The sequence below is a fragment of the Rubripirellula lacrimiformis genome (assembly GCF_007741535.1).
GTDB classification, from domain to species: Bacteria; Planctomycetota; Planctomycetia; order Pirellulales; family Pirellulaceae; genus Rubripirellula; species Rubripirellula lacrimiformis.
On sequence record NZ_CP036525.1, the window covers coordinates 1,829,404 to 1,844,604 of the forward strand.

A 15,201-nucleotide genomic window follows, 5' to 3' on the forward strand; every position below is an offset into this window, starting at 1 on the left:
AAGCGGAGCGTCTATCGAACTGTTACCGACTTTCCCAAGAATGACTCTCGGCAACCGAGGCGTGAACCGAACCACCAGCAATGAATCAGAATGTAATTCTCGGATTATCGATTTATTCCGGATTTGTTTGTAACACCAGCGATCGCTTTCCGCTTCGGACTTAGCTTGCCGAATTCGGCGTGAAGCTAGACTTCAACCGATCTTTGTCGGCGATTGGCATGTCGTTGGCCGAGCAACTGACTCGGCCACGCCAGCTTTTTGTGAACTCATTTCCAAAATCCGGAAGACCACTGCATGACCTGTCCGAACCGCGTCATCGCCCTGATGATTTGCATCGTTTCCAGTTCCGTTTGCTTGGCGCAAGATGTGATTGAACCCACGGGGATCGAGCAGCTACTCGCGCAGTCAGACCATGACCTGGCGCTGCAAGCGTGTTTGATTGGAATTCAACAACACCCTGACGAAACGGAGTACTGGCGACTTCAAGCCCAGGCTCTGCGGGGGCTTGGCCGGATCGGTGACATCCCGGCAGCGGTCTCGCCGGCGATCGAATTACATCCTCGCGACAGTGGCCTGATTCTGCAGCGAGCGATTGCCTATAAAAATTTGGGGAAGATTGACGAGATGACCTCCGATGCCCAGTCGATGGTTCGGTTGGGCGATGGTCTGGGGTACGTGCTGCTAGCTCAATTAGCTCAGTCCAATGGTGACCGCCTGACGGAAATCCGCTGTTACACGCGTCTGATGGAAACGTATCCCGACAGTCCGGATCTTGCCGAATGGCAATTCTCGCGTGCTCAACAACTCGCGGCGATTCATCTTCTCGATTGGGCATTCGCGGATGTCACCGCCAGCAATCAGGCCAGTCCGGCGCCGTTGAAGGTATTGTTGTTGGGGGAACTTCATGCTCGCGCGGAACATTGGGAGAAAGCCGAAGCGATGCTCGCCGAGTTCAACACGATGACCGACAAGCACTACGTCGGCGAAGTACGCCGGTTAAGCGTTTTGATGGACATGAACGAAGTCGACAAGGTAACGATGCTGCTGCAGCAGTACCAGCAAAAATACGCTGGCAGCGACCAGGCGGCTCACGTTGCGGACGTCCAGGAATGGCTAGATGAACGAAACGCATTGAAGGAACAGCTGCGAACTGCCGGAAAAGCCAACCACCGACCCGACGGGTTTGAAACGGCGGAAGAAATGACCGCTGGCGAAAAGCGAATGCAGGAACTCGCTCGCGCCACGGATCCCGCCGAACGCCAGGAACTGAAAGAACGGTTGATCCATCACGCTCAGCTGGGGATGGTTCTGTCAAATGCTGAATACGCTGATGTGATGCTTAAGACGCTAGGGAATCTGCAAGCGAAGTTTGTGATGACCTCACAAGACCGAGCACGCGAAGCAACCGTCAAGGCATGGTTGCAAATGCAATCGGACGACTATGTTGCGGCGGCGGCAACCGCAAAAGATGCGATTCGGTTGGATGCGAACTCAGCCGATGCGTATCGGGTGGCCGCCTCCATTGATTTCATGACAGACGATATGCAAGACGCTCTGGCAGCAGCGGAAATGTCGGTGCAACTTGACCCTCTGAACTCGCTGAATTACGGATACCTCGGATTGATCCAGACGGATCTTGGCAATCCCGCAGCGGCGCTGAAAGCACTTAATCAAGCGCATCACTTGGACCCATCCAATGAATGGATCGCGGCTTTGATGGTCAGGTTTGCCGATTCGGTCGGACTGCACGAGGCGGCGATTCTTTACCACGGTTCGTTACGCAAGGGCATCTATGTCGAGTCGATGCTAGAACGCTGCGAGATGCTGTTGTCGGCGGGGCTACCGCAATTGGCGACACCGGATGCGATTGAATATGCCGAGGCGACCGAAGACCACGACGAAGCAGAAGTTGCATCGGTCGTGGCGCGGGGGATGCACGCTTGGTATGAACAAACAATCGCATTTGGGACCGGCGGGCCAAACATGTCGAACGTCTTGAAAGCTCTCGAAAGGGCGGTCGGGACGAACCCCGACAATGCGAGACTTCTGATGCTGCAAAGCGATGCACTTCGCCGTGATGGCCAGTACGCCGAATCACTGGCAATTGCCGAGCAATTGTTGTCGCGCGGAGCCGACTTTGCCGTGCTGTTTCAACACATCGCCAATCTGCAACTTGCGTTGGGGGACCTGGCCGGCGCGGTCGCCACCAATGAAGCGATTCAACAGATCACCTACGAAGACGACGAATCAGTTTCAATTCAAAAGGAGATTGCGACGGTGGTTGCCTTGGCAAGCGAATTGGTGCAGACGCTAACGGAGGTGGAATTCACGAGCGATACGGGCACCGCGATGGGAAATTTGCTGGCGTCCCCTGACGACACGCCCCAAGCCTTCAAAGCTGACTACGCGGTCAAGCTAAGCGAGTTCTATGAAGGGATCCGGCCGGAAACAAAAGGCGTCACATTGAAACCAGAACAAACCGATTTGCGAATTGAGGTGACGACGACGCAAGAACTTCGTGAACAAGACCCGGTCATTTTTAACTTTGACCACCAGTTGGCCCAAGTCGCCAACGAACTACAGGATGGGCTCTATTGGTTCACGGTGCGTTGCAAGAATCCGGAAACCGATTCGGGACCAAGCTTTGGTTACTTTGTGAAAACTGAAAACGGATGGCGACTGTTCCCCGAACCATGGGCGATTCGCGAGTAGAGCAAATTGAACGTCCACCGATCAGGTGTCTCGTTTGCTCAAACGGCTTGTTGATTTGGTAACCCGATGTGTGAGCGAGGTATTCGATATGATCTCTCGCTCACGCTTCGGGTTGTGAGTCGCACGCAAGGTTCAGGGAAACGACTACATCAACAAGCCGTGACGAGCCGTTTCGCTTTCACGACTTGGCGGGTCCTGATTCCCCGGCCCAAATGGACTTGTCACCGAGTTGATAGACGTTGATTGTCTGACCGGGTTCGGGACGTTCGTTTTCAGCGACTGGGAAGTAGGATTTGGTCGGGTGTTTTCCTTTGACTTGCCAATGCAAGTGTTTGCTAAAACCGTCTGGTATTTGGCGTTTACGCGGTTCCGAGACGATCGCGGTGATGGACTGTCCCCGGTCGCGAGCGACATCGATTGAATTGCTAAGGCTTTTGTAGTGGGATTCGCCAGAATTCCCGGCTGGAAGGGAATTCTGGCGAATCCCACCACGTCAGTTATTGAAGCGACCTCAACAAGCGAGCCAACGCCATCAAACCGTTGGGACAATGGTTCTACAATAAGCGGCTTCGCCACTCAAATGTGCGAAAGTCGAACTTAGTTGGCGGAGCCGTAGGGGCGGGTGCTGATGACGCCTTCGGTGGGGCTGCTGGCGGTGCCGTAGAGTCGGCGTGGGATGCGGCCGGCCAGGTAGGCGTCGCGGCCGGCTAGCGTGGCGTGCTTCATCGCGCGTGCCATGCGGATCGGGTCTCGTGCGTGCGCGATGGCCGTGTTCAGTAGGACTCCGTCGGCGCCCAGTTCGAACGCTTCGCTGACGTCGCTGGCGGTGCCGACGCCGGCGTCGATGATCACCGGATAGTTCGGGTCATCCTCTTTCAAGTATTCCAGGATGATCTTCAAGTTGTTGATGTTCAACAGTCCTTGGCCGCTGCCGATCGGGCTGCCGGCGGGCATCACGCTGGCGGCACCGGCGGCTTTTAGTTTCTGGGCGGTGACAGGACAGTCGCTGGTGTAGCACAGGACTTGGAACCCGTCGGCCGCCAGCTCGCGACAGGCCGCTAGCGTTTCCGTCGGGTCGGGTAACAGCGTTTTGCTGTCACCTAGCACCTCTAGTTTGACCCAGTCGGCACCGGGGTTGCCCAATGTCAGTAGGATTTCACGGCCCAATTTGGCGGCGCGAATCGCGTCGGCCGCGGTATAGCAGCCCGCGGTGTTGGGCAGCAGGATGTATCGATCCAGGTCCAGGAAATCCAGGATGTTCTGGCCTGACTTGTCGTACAGTCGTTCCCGCCGGACCGCGACGGTGACGCAGTCCGCCCCGGACGCATCGAGCGAGTCGCGCATCTGCGGCATCGAATCGTATCGCCCCGTGCCGACGATCATGCGGCTGGCCAACGTGTGGCCACCGACGATCAAAGGAGTGTCGTCGGCGAAGGTCGGATCGATGGAGTTGCGTGACGTCACGGGTTAAAATTCGGGAACGAGAAGGTAGACGAAACAGACGGATGCAGCCGGACGTCGACTAGCCGCCACCGACCAACGTGACGACTTCGATGTCGTCACCGGCGGCTACCATCGTCGCTTCGTACTGCTGGCGAGGCACGACGTCCCCGTTGATTTCGACGGCCAAATAATTGGGCGGCACATCGACCGTGTCCAGCATCTGTTGAACGGACATGGTCGACTCGATTTCGACGGTTTCGCCGTTGACTGTGATGGTGATCAAATCAGTCGTTCGCTTCGTCAAAGGCGGCATCGAAGGCCCGATTGCTGGGCGAAAAATCAAGCTTCTTGGTGAATTCGCAGGCTTCGCGAGCTCCGAAGGATCGTTCCATGCCGCAGTCTTCCCATTCGATCGACAGAGGGCCTTCGTAGCCGATGTCGTTGAGGGCGCGGATGATTTCTTCGAAGTTCACTCCGCCACGTCCAGGGCTGCGGAAATCCCAGCCGCGTCGGTAATCGCCAAAGTTCAGGTGGCTGGCCAGGATACTGCCGCTGCCATCCAACTTGACGATCGCGTCCTTGATGTGAACGTGATAGATGCGGTCGGCGAAGGTGCGGATGAACTGAACCGGGTCGATGCCCTGCCAAATCAGATGGCTGGGGTCAAAGTTGAACCCGAACTCGGGACGGTGGTCGAGTGCTTCGAGGGCTCGCTGAGCGGTGTAGATGTCGAACGCGATTTCCGTCGGGTGAACTTCCAACGCGAATCGAACCCCGCATTCACCGAATACGTCCAAAATCGGATTGAATCGCTCGGCCAGCAAATCAAAGCCAGCGTCGATCATGGCTGGCGATACCGGCGGGAAGGAATAAAGTAGGTGCCAGATGCTGCTGCCGGTGAATCCGTTGACGACATCGACGCCGAACTTCTGAGCCGCACGGGCAGAGTTCTTCAGTTCCTCGGCAGCTCGCTCGTTGACTCCGGCTGGGTCGCCATCGCCCCAGACGTAGTCCGGCAGAATCGCTTTGTGCCGTTCATCGATGATGTCCAGCACGGCTTGGCCGGCCAGGTGAGCACTGATCGCGTGGCATTGCAGGCCGGCGTCGTCGAGCAGTTTGCGTTTCTTGTCACAGTAGTCGTCCTCGGCGATCGCACGATCCACTTCGAAGTGATCGCCCCAGCACGCCAATTCAATGCCGTCATAACCGAATCCGGCGGTCATGCGTGCCATTTCTTCGATTGGCAGGTCGGCCCATTGGCCGGTAAACAGGGTCACAGGGCGAGGCATCGAGGGTCTCCGAGAATAGGCCTGAGGCGTAAATACAGTCGTGAAGCACGTTGGGCCATTTTGTCGCTCGCGGGCACATCCTGCAACAACCCGCAATTGGGCGGCTTGGACGATCGCGGTGCCGGAGTGCCCCCGAAGAGGCGGCAATGATGGTCCGATGGACCGCTTGGAATTGCGATCTAGCCGCCAAATGCCATGCGGCGGGCCTGTGCATTGATTTCCGACCGAATTCGGTCGATGGCCCGCTGTTGTTCGGATAATTCGGCAGCAGCGTCCTGCTGCAGCAGCCGAAATTGGCGTTCGCGGTGGTCCTGCAGCGAATCGCGGACGTTCAATTGAGCCTCGCGGGCGTCCAGATCGGCGGACCAGGTCTGCAGTCGGTCGATCAGGTCGCTGGCGTGAAGTCGCAGCCACCGCTGGTGCAAGGATGCCGGTTCGCAGTCGCCCCGGGACGAATCGCAACGGCTTTCGTCCACTTGGGACGCATCCACGTGGGATTCGGTGTCCTGATCCGCGGCATCTGGATCCGCCGGCGTCGCTGGGCAGTCGCTCGGGTCGGCTGGGTGTCGACGATCGATGCGGACGATTCGGCCGCCGGAAATTTCGCCGCCGTGGCTTGCAGGTGACGTATTTTCGATCGATTGCGTTGCTGGGGATACCGCCCAACCGGCTCTGCGTAATCCGACCGGGACCGCAACCGGTGCGGCCGAATCAATGCGGTATGGAGGTTGGTTGGACATTTGGAACCGACAGGAATCGGCGTCGACCCAGCGTGCTGAGACGGGAATTCGGACCGAATTGGAGCCGGGAAACGCAAAAATCCCCGCCTATCGTTCCATCGGCCCGATCCGGGGGGCCACTGCATCCCAGCCGACGCAGTGGATAAGATTGACTGCGAGTCGAAAGTGCTGGCAACGAGGGAACGGATTTTGCGGTCTGGGGAAGTTTGCCCGAGTCCGTTGCCCCGGGTGCCGCTGCGTCGACGCTGGGAATCCGCTGGGAAATTTTGATCCGATCCGGATTTTCGCAATCGAAGTCGTTGGCTCACCACACCTTTCCCGCCTCATGGAATCCCATTGATGCCAGTCCAATCTTTCCGTCTTGCCGCTGTTCTCCTGTTCGTTTCCGGTGGTGTCCTGTTGGCGACACCTGGCTTTGCCCAGGATGCAGCAACGGATGTGGCTGGCTCTGACGCGGCTGGATCCGTCGCTGCACCGACGAAATCCGAGATCGAATCAGCCGCGAATCGCGGAATTGAGTTTTTGAAGAATCGTGGTCAGGCCTTGGACGGATCGTTCAGCAGCGAAACGGGGGCTGCGGTGACCGGGTTGTGCGTTCGGGCGATCTTGGAACATCGGCCATCGGCTGTCGACGATCCAACCGTCAAGAAAGCTTTGGAATACATCGAAGGCAATTTTCAAGGCGATGGCGGTGTCTACGCGACGGGATCGCTGTACCGCAACTACGAGACATCGGTCGCTGTGGGGGCTCTTGTGAAAGCCAACCGGGACGGCAAGTACGACAGCGTGCTGGCCCGTGCGAAGGTGTTTTTGAAAGAGATCCAGTGGGACGAAGGTGACGGGGTCGAATCGTCTGACACTGCATACGGCGGGGCCGGGTACGGCAAACACGCTCGCCCCGATCTGTCGAACACTTCGTTTTTGATCGATGCCCTACGAGAATTGGGGGACGATCCGGATGACGAAGCGATCCAAAAGGCGCTGCGATTTGTGCTTCGAACTCAGAACTTGGCCGGCCAAGGCAACGACACCAAGTACGCCGAAACGGTCGGTGACGGTGGCTTTTACTACACCCCGGCCGCGGGCGGTCAAAGTCAGGCTGGCGAAACCGATGGTGGTGGGCTGCGAAGCTATGGTTCGATGACCTATGCCGGACTGAAAAGCATGATTTACGCCGGATTGACCAAAGACGACCCTCGCGTGGCCGCCGCGATGGATTTCATCCGGAAAAACTACTCCTTGGATTCCAACCCGGGGATGGATCAAGCTGGCCTGTTCTACTATTACCACACCTTTGCCAAGGCTCTGGAAGCGGCCGAAATCAACACGATCGATGACGATTCGGGCAACGCGCACGTATGGCGTGACGAGTTGGCCGCCCATTTGATCCGCCGTCAACAGAAGGATGGATCTTGGGTGAACGACCAAAACGATCGCTGGATGGAAGGCGATCGCAACCTCGTCACCGCCTACGCGCTGTTGGCTTTGGCTTACGCCGGACGTTAGTAGATTGTCGGTTTCGTCCAGTTTCCATTTTAGTGTTAGCCGTTTGGACACGATCGCCCTGTTGATTTCATCACCCGCTGCGTAAGCGAGGGATTCGACGTGATCCCTCGCTCGCGCTTCGGGCGATGGTTTGCACGTTAAGTTCAGGGAAACGACTTAATCAGCAGGCCGCATGCCCCGGCTTCGCGGGAGACGAATCCCAGGCTAGCGGGCTGTTGATTTAGTAACCCGCTGCGTGAGCGAGGGATTCGACGTGATCCCTCGCTCACGCTTCGGGTTATGATTTGCACGTTAAGTTCAGGGAAACGACTTAATCAGCAGGCCGCAAGCCTCGGCTTCTCGGGAGACGAATCCCAGGCTAGCGGGCTGTTGATTTAGTAACCCGCTGCGTGAGCGAGGGATTCGATGTGATCCCTCGCTCACGCTTCGGGTTATGATTTGCACGTTAAGTTCAGGGAAACGACTTAATCAGCAGGCCGCAAGCCTCGGCTTCTCGGGAGACGAATCCCAGGCTAGCGGGCTGTTGATTTAGTAACCCGCTGCTTGAGCGAGGGATTCGACGTGATCCCTCGCTCACGCTTCGGGCGATGGTTTGCACGTTAAGTTCAGGGAAACGACTTAATCAGCAGGCCGCAAGCCCCGGCTTCTCGGGAGACGAATCCCAGGCTAGCGGGCTGTTGGTTTAATAACCCGCTGCGTCAGCGAGGGATTCGACGTGATCCCTCGCTCACGCTTCGGGCGATGGTTTGCACGTTAAGTTCAGGGAAACGACTTAATCAGCAGGCCGCAAGCCTCGGCTTCTCGGGAGACGAATCCCAGGCTAGCGGGCTGTTGATTTAGTAACCCGCTGCGTCAGCGAGGGATTCGACGTGATCCCTCGCTCGCGCTTCGGGCGATGGTTTGCACGTTAAGTTCAGGGAAACGACTTAATCAGCAGGCCGCTAGCGTTTAAACGGCGAAGGAAATCGACAAGCCGCTAGTCAACGCTGCGTTGACTGATCCCAATCCCAACGGGATATGGTCTTCCGCAGGCAGTCAGGTAAGTCAGGCAATGGGCTACCGGGGACCGTCCGTTCGTTGCCCTCGCGTCCTGGACTGGGCATACTGACAGTGCGCGTACCGCGCGGGCGACCGGCGTGTCGCAGATTAGTTCATTTTCATCGGCAGCCGATCATCGGTTGCCGGTTTCGATATCAGCAAGTTGGAACGATTTCCATGAGTCTAGCATCGCGTTTGATCACCACCGTCCTATTGGCGTTGTTCTTGGCCGCGTCGCCCACCCAAGGCGAAAACGCGACTTCGGTTACCGAAGGCGGTTCATTGTGGGTCACGTCGATGGCCAAACGTGGCGGCGATGGAAAATTCGTCGGATCGACTGCCACCGGGTTGTTGCTGCGACCTGCGGACGTGATTGCGTTCGACGCGGCGGATCCATCGAATGTCACCACCCTGTACTCGCACCCGGCCGCCGTTTGGCGCGTTGTGGCAACCGACGATGGCAAGACCGTTGCCAGTGTCGATTATCGCGGCAACCTGATGACGCAGTCCGAAGGCGACCAGGAAGCGAGTCTTCACGAAGGTGCGTTTGACCGATGGTGCCAGTCGCTGGCGATCAGCGCCGATCAATCCTCGGTCATCGCCGGGAACGAAGCCGGTAAGGTGATGGTTTGGGATCTGGCCCAAGCCAAAGTCGTTCACTCGGTCGAACTCGATGGCCACGCGGTCACCGGGTTGGCCGTGTCAGCCGATGGAAAGACGATCGCCGCTTGCGACGGCGGTGGGCATGTGCATTTGTTGTCGTGGCCCAAGCTGGAAAGTGCTGGCAAGATTGAAGTCAGCAGCGAAACAGCATGGTGCATCGCGTACGTCGAAGGTGGCAAACGAATCGCCGTGGGCAGTGGTGACCGCAACCTATATCTGTGCGATGCCGTTGACGCTGCGAAGGCCGAAGTGGTTGCCAAAGGTTCCGACTGGATCACTCAGATTGCCGTCTCGCCGGGCGGTCAGATCGCCGCCAGCGAAGTGGGCGGACGTCTGCATTTTGCCGCTAGCGATTCTGATGAAATGACCGCACCTAGCGGAGTCTGGTCACTGGCCTGGAACGGGGATGGGCAACTGTTGGTGGGGACTCGCAAGAGCGGCATCGTCACCGCCGGGCGTTCGTGGAATTGGACCGAGGCAAAGCCCGTCGTGGCAGAGCCGGCCCCAGCCCAACCAGCGGCGACCGAGCCAGCGGCCGAAGAGCCGGCTGCCGAAAAGCCAGCTGCTGAAAAGCCAGCTGCTGAGAAGCCAGCCGCTGAAAAGCCAGCCGCCGAAAAGCCAGCTGCTGAGAAGCCAGCCGCCGAAAAATCCAAGGGCGACGGTGCATCGGATGAGTGAGTCTGACGCGGCGCTGGATTCGGTGGCTGGGGCCGCCGATGCGGCCGAGTACGTGGTTCGATGCGGTTCCATGCGGACGCTTGGAGTGATGAAGGCCAAGCGAGCGTTTCGATACGGTGACGAGGTGATCGTTCGAACCGATCGAGGAACCGAGATTGGGACGGTCCTGTGCGAGGCCACGCCGACGGCGCTCGATTCGATGACCGAACCGACTCAGGGCCGTATCGTTCGACCGGTGTCGGACGACGATCGGTCGCAGTGGCGTCATTTCGAAGACAAGACCGCCGGTGATCTGAAGATCTGCCAACGCTGTGTCGATGCGCTGCGATTGAAGATGGAATTGGTCGACGTCGAACGGATTCTGGGCGGCGAGCGGATGGTGGTCTATTTCCTGGCGGACGAACGCGTTGATTTCCGCCAACTGGTACGGAATCTGGCCAAAGAATTTCAGACTCGGATCGAAATGCGCCAGATCGGCGTCCGCGATGAAGCGAAATTGCTAGCAGATTACGGAGATTGCGGGCAACCGATCTGTTGCGCCACGTTCCTCAGCAAGATGCCGCCGGTGTCGATGAAAATGGCCAAACTTCAAAAGGCCACTTTGGATCCATCCAAGATTTCGGGACGTTGCGGTCGATTGAAATGCTGCTTACGTTACGAGTTCGATACCTACGAAGCATTGGCCAAAGAATTGCCGCCACCGGGCAGCATTGTGCTGACCCGCGACGGTAACGTGACGGTGATCGCTCAGGATATATTGTCCGGGCAACTGACTGTCAAAACGGACGATCACCGACGGATCATGATTCATTCGGACGATGTCATCAGCATCATTCAGCGTGGTGAAGAACTAGGCAAACCTAGACGCGGTCGAAGTCGCAAACCCAAGTCCGAAACGACGGCGGAAACCGAATCCGAGCCAAACGCGAAATCGGCATCCGTCGCTCGAACAGAATCCAAGCCAGGGACTGACCGAAAAGCGAAAGCAAAACCGAAACCACCGAGCGAACCGTTGGGGTAACCCCTGTTTCATGTTCAAGTCCAATCGAAGCCCTATTCCCATCGACACCCACCCGCCAGACGACGAGTTCGATATGAAGTCTCCATTGCAGGCGATGCGAGATCTGTTGGTCGAGGACAAACGATTCAAGATCGAAGCGTACCAGTTCATTCGCGAATCGCTCCAATACGCTCACGAACACTTGTCGGAAACGGCGCCTTCGCCGCGCGAGGGCGAAGAGTTCAGTGACGAGTCCGACCCGAATCACGTGACCGGACAACAGCTGTGCGAGGCGTGTCGCCAATACGCGCTGCAACAGTACGGTTACTTGGCCAAAATGGTGCTGGCCAATTGGGGAGTCCACCAAACCAGCGACTTTGGTGAGTTGGTCTATAATCTGATTCGCATCGAACAGATGCGGAAAAGCGATTCCGACCGCCGCGAGGACTTCCACGATGTTTACTGTTTCGATAATGCGTTCGAGCCCGAATTTGAATTCGTGGCCAAGGACGACGATTAAGGGGTTTTGGCTGGTATTGGCGGTCTGTGCCCTGCCCTGCCCGTGTTTGGCACAATCGAAAAAGCCTGTCGAGGAATCTCGCACAGAGTATCTAGGCCGGACGCTGGCCAAACCGATGTCGCACCTGGGCGCATCATGGCTGATTCGGCCCGAACGCGACGAAGAGGAAAGCACGTCCGAATCCTTTGTGCAGCTGAAACTGGGCAAGGGAATGACGGTGTGTGATCTGGGGTGTGGCAACGGATACTGGACGCTTCCGATGGCCCGTGCGGTCGGCAGTGATGGCAAAGTCTTGGCGGTCGACATTCAACGCGAAATGCTGCACAAGCTTCGCGAACGATCGGGGCGATTGAAATTGCCGCAAATTCAGCCCGTGCTGGGCCAGATCGATGATCCCAAGCTGCCCGCCGGCGAAGTCGATCTGTTGTTGATGGTCGACGTTTACCACGAATTTTCGCATCCCCAATCGATGCTGTGGGGGATCCGGCGGTCGCTGAAACCACAGGGCGTGGTGGCGCTTTTGGAATACCGCGAAGAGGACCCATCGGTGCCGATCAAGCCGCTGCACAAAATGTCTAAGGATCAAATCATCACCGAGTACGAAGCGAACGGGATGAAGTTGGTTCGCGAGTACAACGGGTTGCCTTGGCAGCACCTGATGTTCTTTGCGCGTGACGACAGTCCGCTGGAAAAAATCGATCCGATGCCGACGGAACAAGTGCTACAGAAACTACGCTAGACTGGTCGCCTGTAGCAAAATGACTTTGCGGCATGTCCCGTAGCCTCGATCCAAAGCACCCCTCGCCCATGAATCCCGTCGTCCGAGTCCAGCTCTCGATCATGATGTTTCTCCAGTTCTTTGTCTGGGGAGCGTGGTATGTCACCGCACCGAACTTTTTGCAGACGATTGGGTTTGATGCCAGCGACTTGGGGAACACTTATTCGGTCGGCCCGATCGCGGGGTTGATCACGCCGCTGTTGGTGGGGCTGATCGCTGACCGTTTCTTCAGTGCTCAGAAAGTGTTGGCGATTTTGCACCTGTTGGGCGGTGGGATCCTGTTCGCCGCCGTGGCGGTCATGAAGGGCGAATCCCCGTCGCCATCGGTCCTGAACTGGGGATTCTTTATGGGTTACATGCTGACCTATTACCCCACACTGGCGCTGACCAACACGATCGCGATGAAGAACATGTCGAACCCGGAAACAGAGTTTCCAGGGATTCGAGTGTTGGGCACGATCGGTTGGATCGCGGCCGGCTTTGCATTGACGTTCACCGGGTTCGAAACCAACGCGGGAATGTTCTACATGGCGGCCGGTGCTGCGATCGCGCTGGGCGTCTTCAGCTTCTTTTTGCCCGATACTCCGCCCGTCCAGTCAGACGAAAAAATCAGTGTCCGCCAATTGTTCGGCTTGGATGCATTGGCCCTGTTGAAAGATCGCTCGTACGCGGTGTTCTTGATTTCATCGATGCTGATCTGCATCCCCTTGGCGTTCTATTACCAGATCGCCAGTCGCGTGGTGGAGCTGTCGCGATTGCCGATCGGCACGACCATGTCGTACGGCCAGATCTCCGAGATCGTGTTCATGCTGATCATGCCGTTCTTTTTCAAACGCTTGGGCGTCAAATGGATGTTGGCCATCGGGATGTTGGCTTGGGTGATCCGTTATGCCCTGTTCGCGGTCGGTGCGACGGACCAAATCCGTTGGATGATCATCGGCGGCATCATTCTGCACGGTATCTGTTACGACTTCTTCTTCGTGACCGGCCAGATCTATACGGATAAAAAAGCTCCGCCAGCGATGCGAGCTCAGGCACAAGGGTTGTTGGTCATGTTGACCTTGGGTCTAGGGATGATGATCGGTGCTCAGGTTGCTGGCCAGATCGAAGGGGAACACACCACCGACGAAGCCAAAGCGTTCAACGCCCAAGTGGTCGAAAAGACGCAAGCGATCACCGATGCCAACCTGCAGGGTGTACCGGAAGAAACCGTCGCGGCGCTCGTGGCCGAAAAGGACGAACTTCGCCATCAAGAACTCGCGGCGATCGAGTGGAAACAGTTGTGGATGAAGCCTGCGATCTTTGCTCTGATCGTCTTGGTTGGTTTTGTGCTGTTGTTCCATGATCGAATCAAACCATCGGATGCTGCCGAAGCGGTCTGACGGTTGCACGTTTTGCGTTACCAGCAGAAACAAGCTCTGCTGGAACATGATTGCCTGATCCTTACCCGATGGATAAAAGATGTTCCGACCGATCACTGCCTTGTGCATCGCTTGTTCCCTGCTTGCAGTCGTCGCAAAGTCGGAAAGTCCAACCAGTGCGGGCAATTGGCCTGCATGGCGCGGACCCCAGGGTGATGGAACGGTGGAAAGCACCGATGCACCGACCAAGTGGTCCGAAAGCGAACACGTTCGTTGGCAGGTAGCGATCCCCGGACGTGGGCATGGATCGCCGATGGTATTTGGCGACCGTGTTTACGTGCCAACTGCGATTGCGGATCCACAGCAGCAATGCGTGCTGTGTTTCGACCGCCAAACCGGAAAACCGGTCTGGACTGCGATCGTTCATGAAGGCGGATTCGCCAATCGCAGCAAGCGTTCCGCCAATGAAAAAGCTTCCTTGGCCTCGTCGACGGTCACCACGGATGGCCAGCGTTTGTTCATCAATTTCTTGAACGACAGCGCGGTTCGCACAACGGCGTTGTCGATGGACGGCGATATCCTGTGGCAAACACCCGTGTCGGATTATGAACTGCACCAAGGGTATGGTTCGTCCCCGTTGGTCCACGGATCGCTTGTACTTGTGGCGGCCGACAACAAGGCCGGCGGCGCAGTGGTCGGGCTAGACCGAGAAACCGGACGCATCGTTTGGAAACATGATCGCCCCAAGAAACCCAACTATTCGTCACCGGTCGTGGTGCGAATTGGTGATCAGGATCAGTTGATCATGACCGGCTGTGACTTGGTCGAAAGTCTGGATCCGGCGACCGGCAAAGTGATCTGGTCCGTCGAAGGGGCAACCACGGAATGTGTCACCAGCACGCCAAGTGATGGTCGTCTGGTCTTCAGTTCCGGTGGCTACCCCAAGAACCACATCGCGGCCTACGCGGCAGATGACAACGGATCGTTGGTATGGGAGAACGCAATGCGTTCTTACGTCCCATCGCTACTGTTGCACGATGGGCACCTGTTCGCAGTGCTAGACGAAGGCATCGCCGTTTGTCTGGCCGCGGCCGACGGTGACGTGATTTGGCGGAAACGCCTCGGCGGCACCTTCACCAGTTCGCCGGTATTGGTCGGTGATCGAATCTATGCAACCGACGAAGATGGCAAGACGCATATCTACCTAGCGTCGGCCGACGGTTTCCAACGAATCGCTGAAAACGAAATCGGCACCAGCGTATTCGCGACCCCGGCGATCAGTGGTGATCTGATCTTTCTGCGATTCGCCAAATACGTGGACGACCAGCGTCAAGAATTCTTGGCTTGTATCGAAAACTAAGGCTTCGCCGCCGAGACGATTCGGGGCGGTCGTTGGCCCGAGCCGATCGTCCACTTCGCAACGAGCGATCAATCAGTGTCGTTTCTTTCTTTCCCCTCTCTCTAACTCTCTCC

Annotated in this window: 12 protein-coding genes; 8 read left to right on the plus strand and 4 right to left on the minus strand. The window is 57.2% G+C overall.

Annotated features, from left to right (window positions below; translation table 11 throughout):
• The first annotated feature begins 294 nt into the window (after positions 1-294).
• Positions 295-2,712: a tetratricopeptide repeat protein gene (locus K227x_RS06335; RefSeq protein WP_145168750.1), complete on the plus strand. Its 2,418-nt coding sequence runs from the start codon at positions 295-297 to the stop codon at positions 2,710-2,712.
• A 597-nt stretch (positions 2,713-3,309) separates the two neighbouring features.
• Here K227x_RS06335 and K227x_RS06340 read toward each other — a convergent pair.
• The 4 genes from K227x_RS06340 to K227x_RS06355 form a co-directional block, all read right to left on the minus strand.
• On the minus strand, positions 3,310-4,176 hold the full coding sequence (locus K227x_RS06340) for a thiazole synthase (protein WP_145168751.1): 867 nt from the start codon (positions 4,174-4,176) through the stop codon (positions 3,310-3,312).
• A 58-nt stretch (positions 4,177-4,234) separates the two neighbouring features.
• Positions 4,235-4,438: a sulfur carrier protein ThiS gene (gene thiS, locus K227x_RS06345; RefSeq protein WP_145168752.1), complete on the minus strand. Its 204-nt coding sequence runs from the start codon at positions 4,436-4,438 to the stop codon at positions 4,235-4,237.
• A gap of 1 nt (position 4,439) precedes the next feature.
• A complete protein-coding gene (locus tag K227x_RS06350; RefSeq protein ID WP_145168753.1) occupies positions 4,440-5,444 on the minus strand; it encodes a sugar phosphate isomerase/epimerase family protein in 1,005 nt (334 codons plus the stop codon).
• A 179-nt stretch (positions 5,445-5,623) separates the two neighbouring features.
• A complete protein-coding gene (locus K227x_RS06355) occupies positions 5,624-6,184 on the minus strand; it encodes a hypothetical protein (RefSeq protein WP_145168754.1) in 561 nt (186 codons plus the stop codon).
• A 339-nt stretch (positions 6,185-6,523) separates the two neighbouring features.
• On the opposite strand from K227x_RS06355, the gene K227x_RS06360 reads away from it, so the two are divergent.
• The 7 genes from K227x_RS06360 to K227x_RS06390 all read left to right on the plus strand — a co-directional run bounded on the left by K227x_RS06360 (position 6,524) and on the right by K227x_RS06390 (position 15,088).
• Positions 6,524-7,690, plus strand: a complete 1,167-nt coding sequence (locus tag K227x_RS06360; protein WP_145168755.1) for a prenyltransferase/squalene oxidase repeat-containing protein — start codon at positions 6,524-6,526, stop codon at positions 7,688-7,690.
• A 1,215-nt stretch (positions 7,691-8,905) separates the two neighbouring features.
• Positions 8,906-10,069, plus strand: coding sequence for a WD40 repeat domain-containing protein (locus K227x_RS06365; protein WP_218933800.1), 1,164 nt, complete (start codon positions 8,906-8,908; stop codon positions 10,067-10,069).
• Complete coding sequence (locus K227x_RS06370; RefSeq protein ID WP_246146580.1) at positions 10,062-11,090, plus strand: PSP1 domain-containing protein; 1,029 nt, start codon at positions 10,062-10,064, stop codon at positions 11,088-11,090. The genes K227x_RS06365 and K227x_RS06370 overlap by 8 nt, the downstream gene beginning before the upstream one ends.
• Positions 11,091-11,163: 73 nt before the next feature.
• On the plus strand, positions 11,164-11,589 hold the full coding sequence (locus K227x_RS06375; RefSeq protein ID WP_145168757.1) for a Minf_1886 family protein: 426 nt from the start codon (positions 11,164-11,166) through the stop codon (positions 11,587-11,589).
• Between the two features lie 31 nt (positions 11,590-11,620).
• Complete coding sequence (locus tag K227x_RS06380; RefSeq protein ID WP_391540443.1) at positions 11,621-12,328, plus strand: class I SAM-dependent methyltransferase; 708 nt, start codon at positions 11,621-11,623, stop codon at positions 12,326-12,328.
• 68 nt (positions 12,329-12,396) lie between these two features.
• Entirely contained in the window at positions 12,397-13,749 is a 1,353-nt protein-coding gene (locus tag K227x_RS06385) for an MFS transporter (RefSeq protein WP_145168759.1), read from the plus strand.
• 79 nt (positions 13,750-13,828) lie between these two features.
• A complete protein-coding gene (locus K227x_RS06390) occupies positions 13,829-15,088 on the plus strand; it encodes an outer membrane protein assembly factor BamB family protein (protein ID WP_145168760.1) in 1,260 nt (419 codons plus the stop codon).
• The last annotated feature ends 113 nt before the right edge of the window (positions 15,089-15,201 follow it).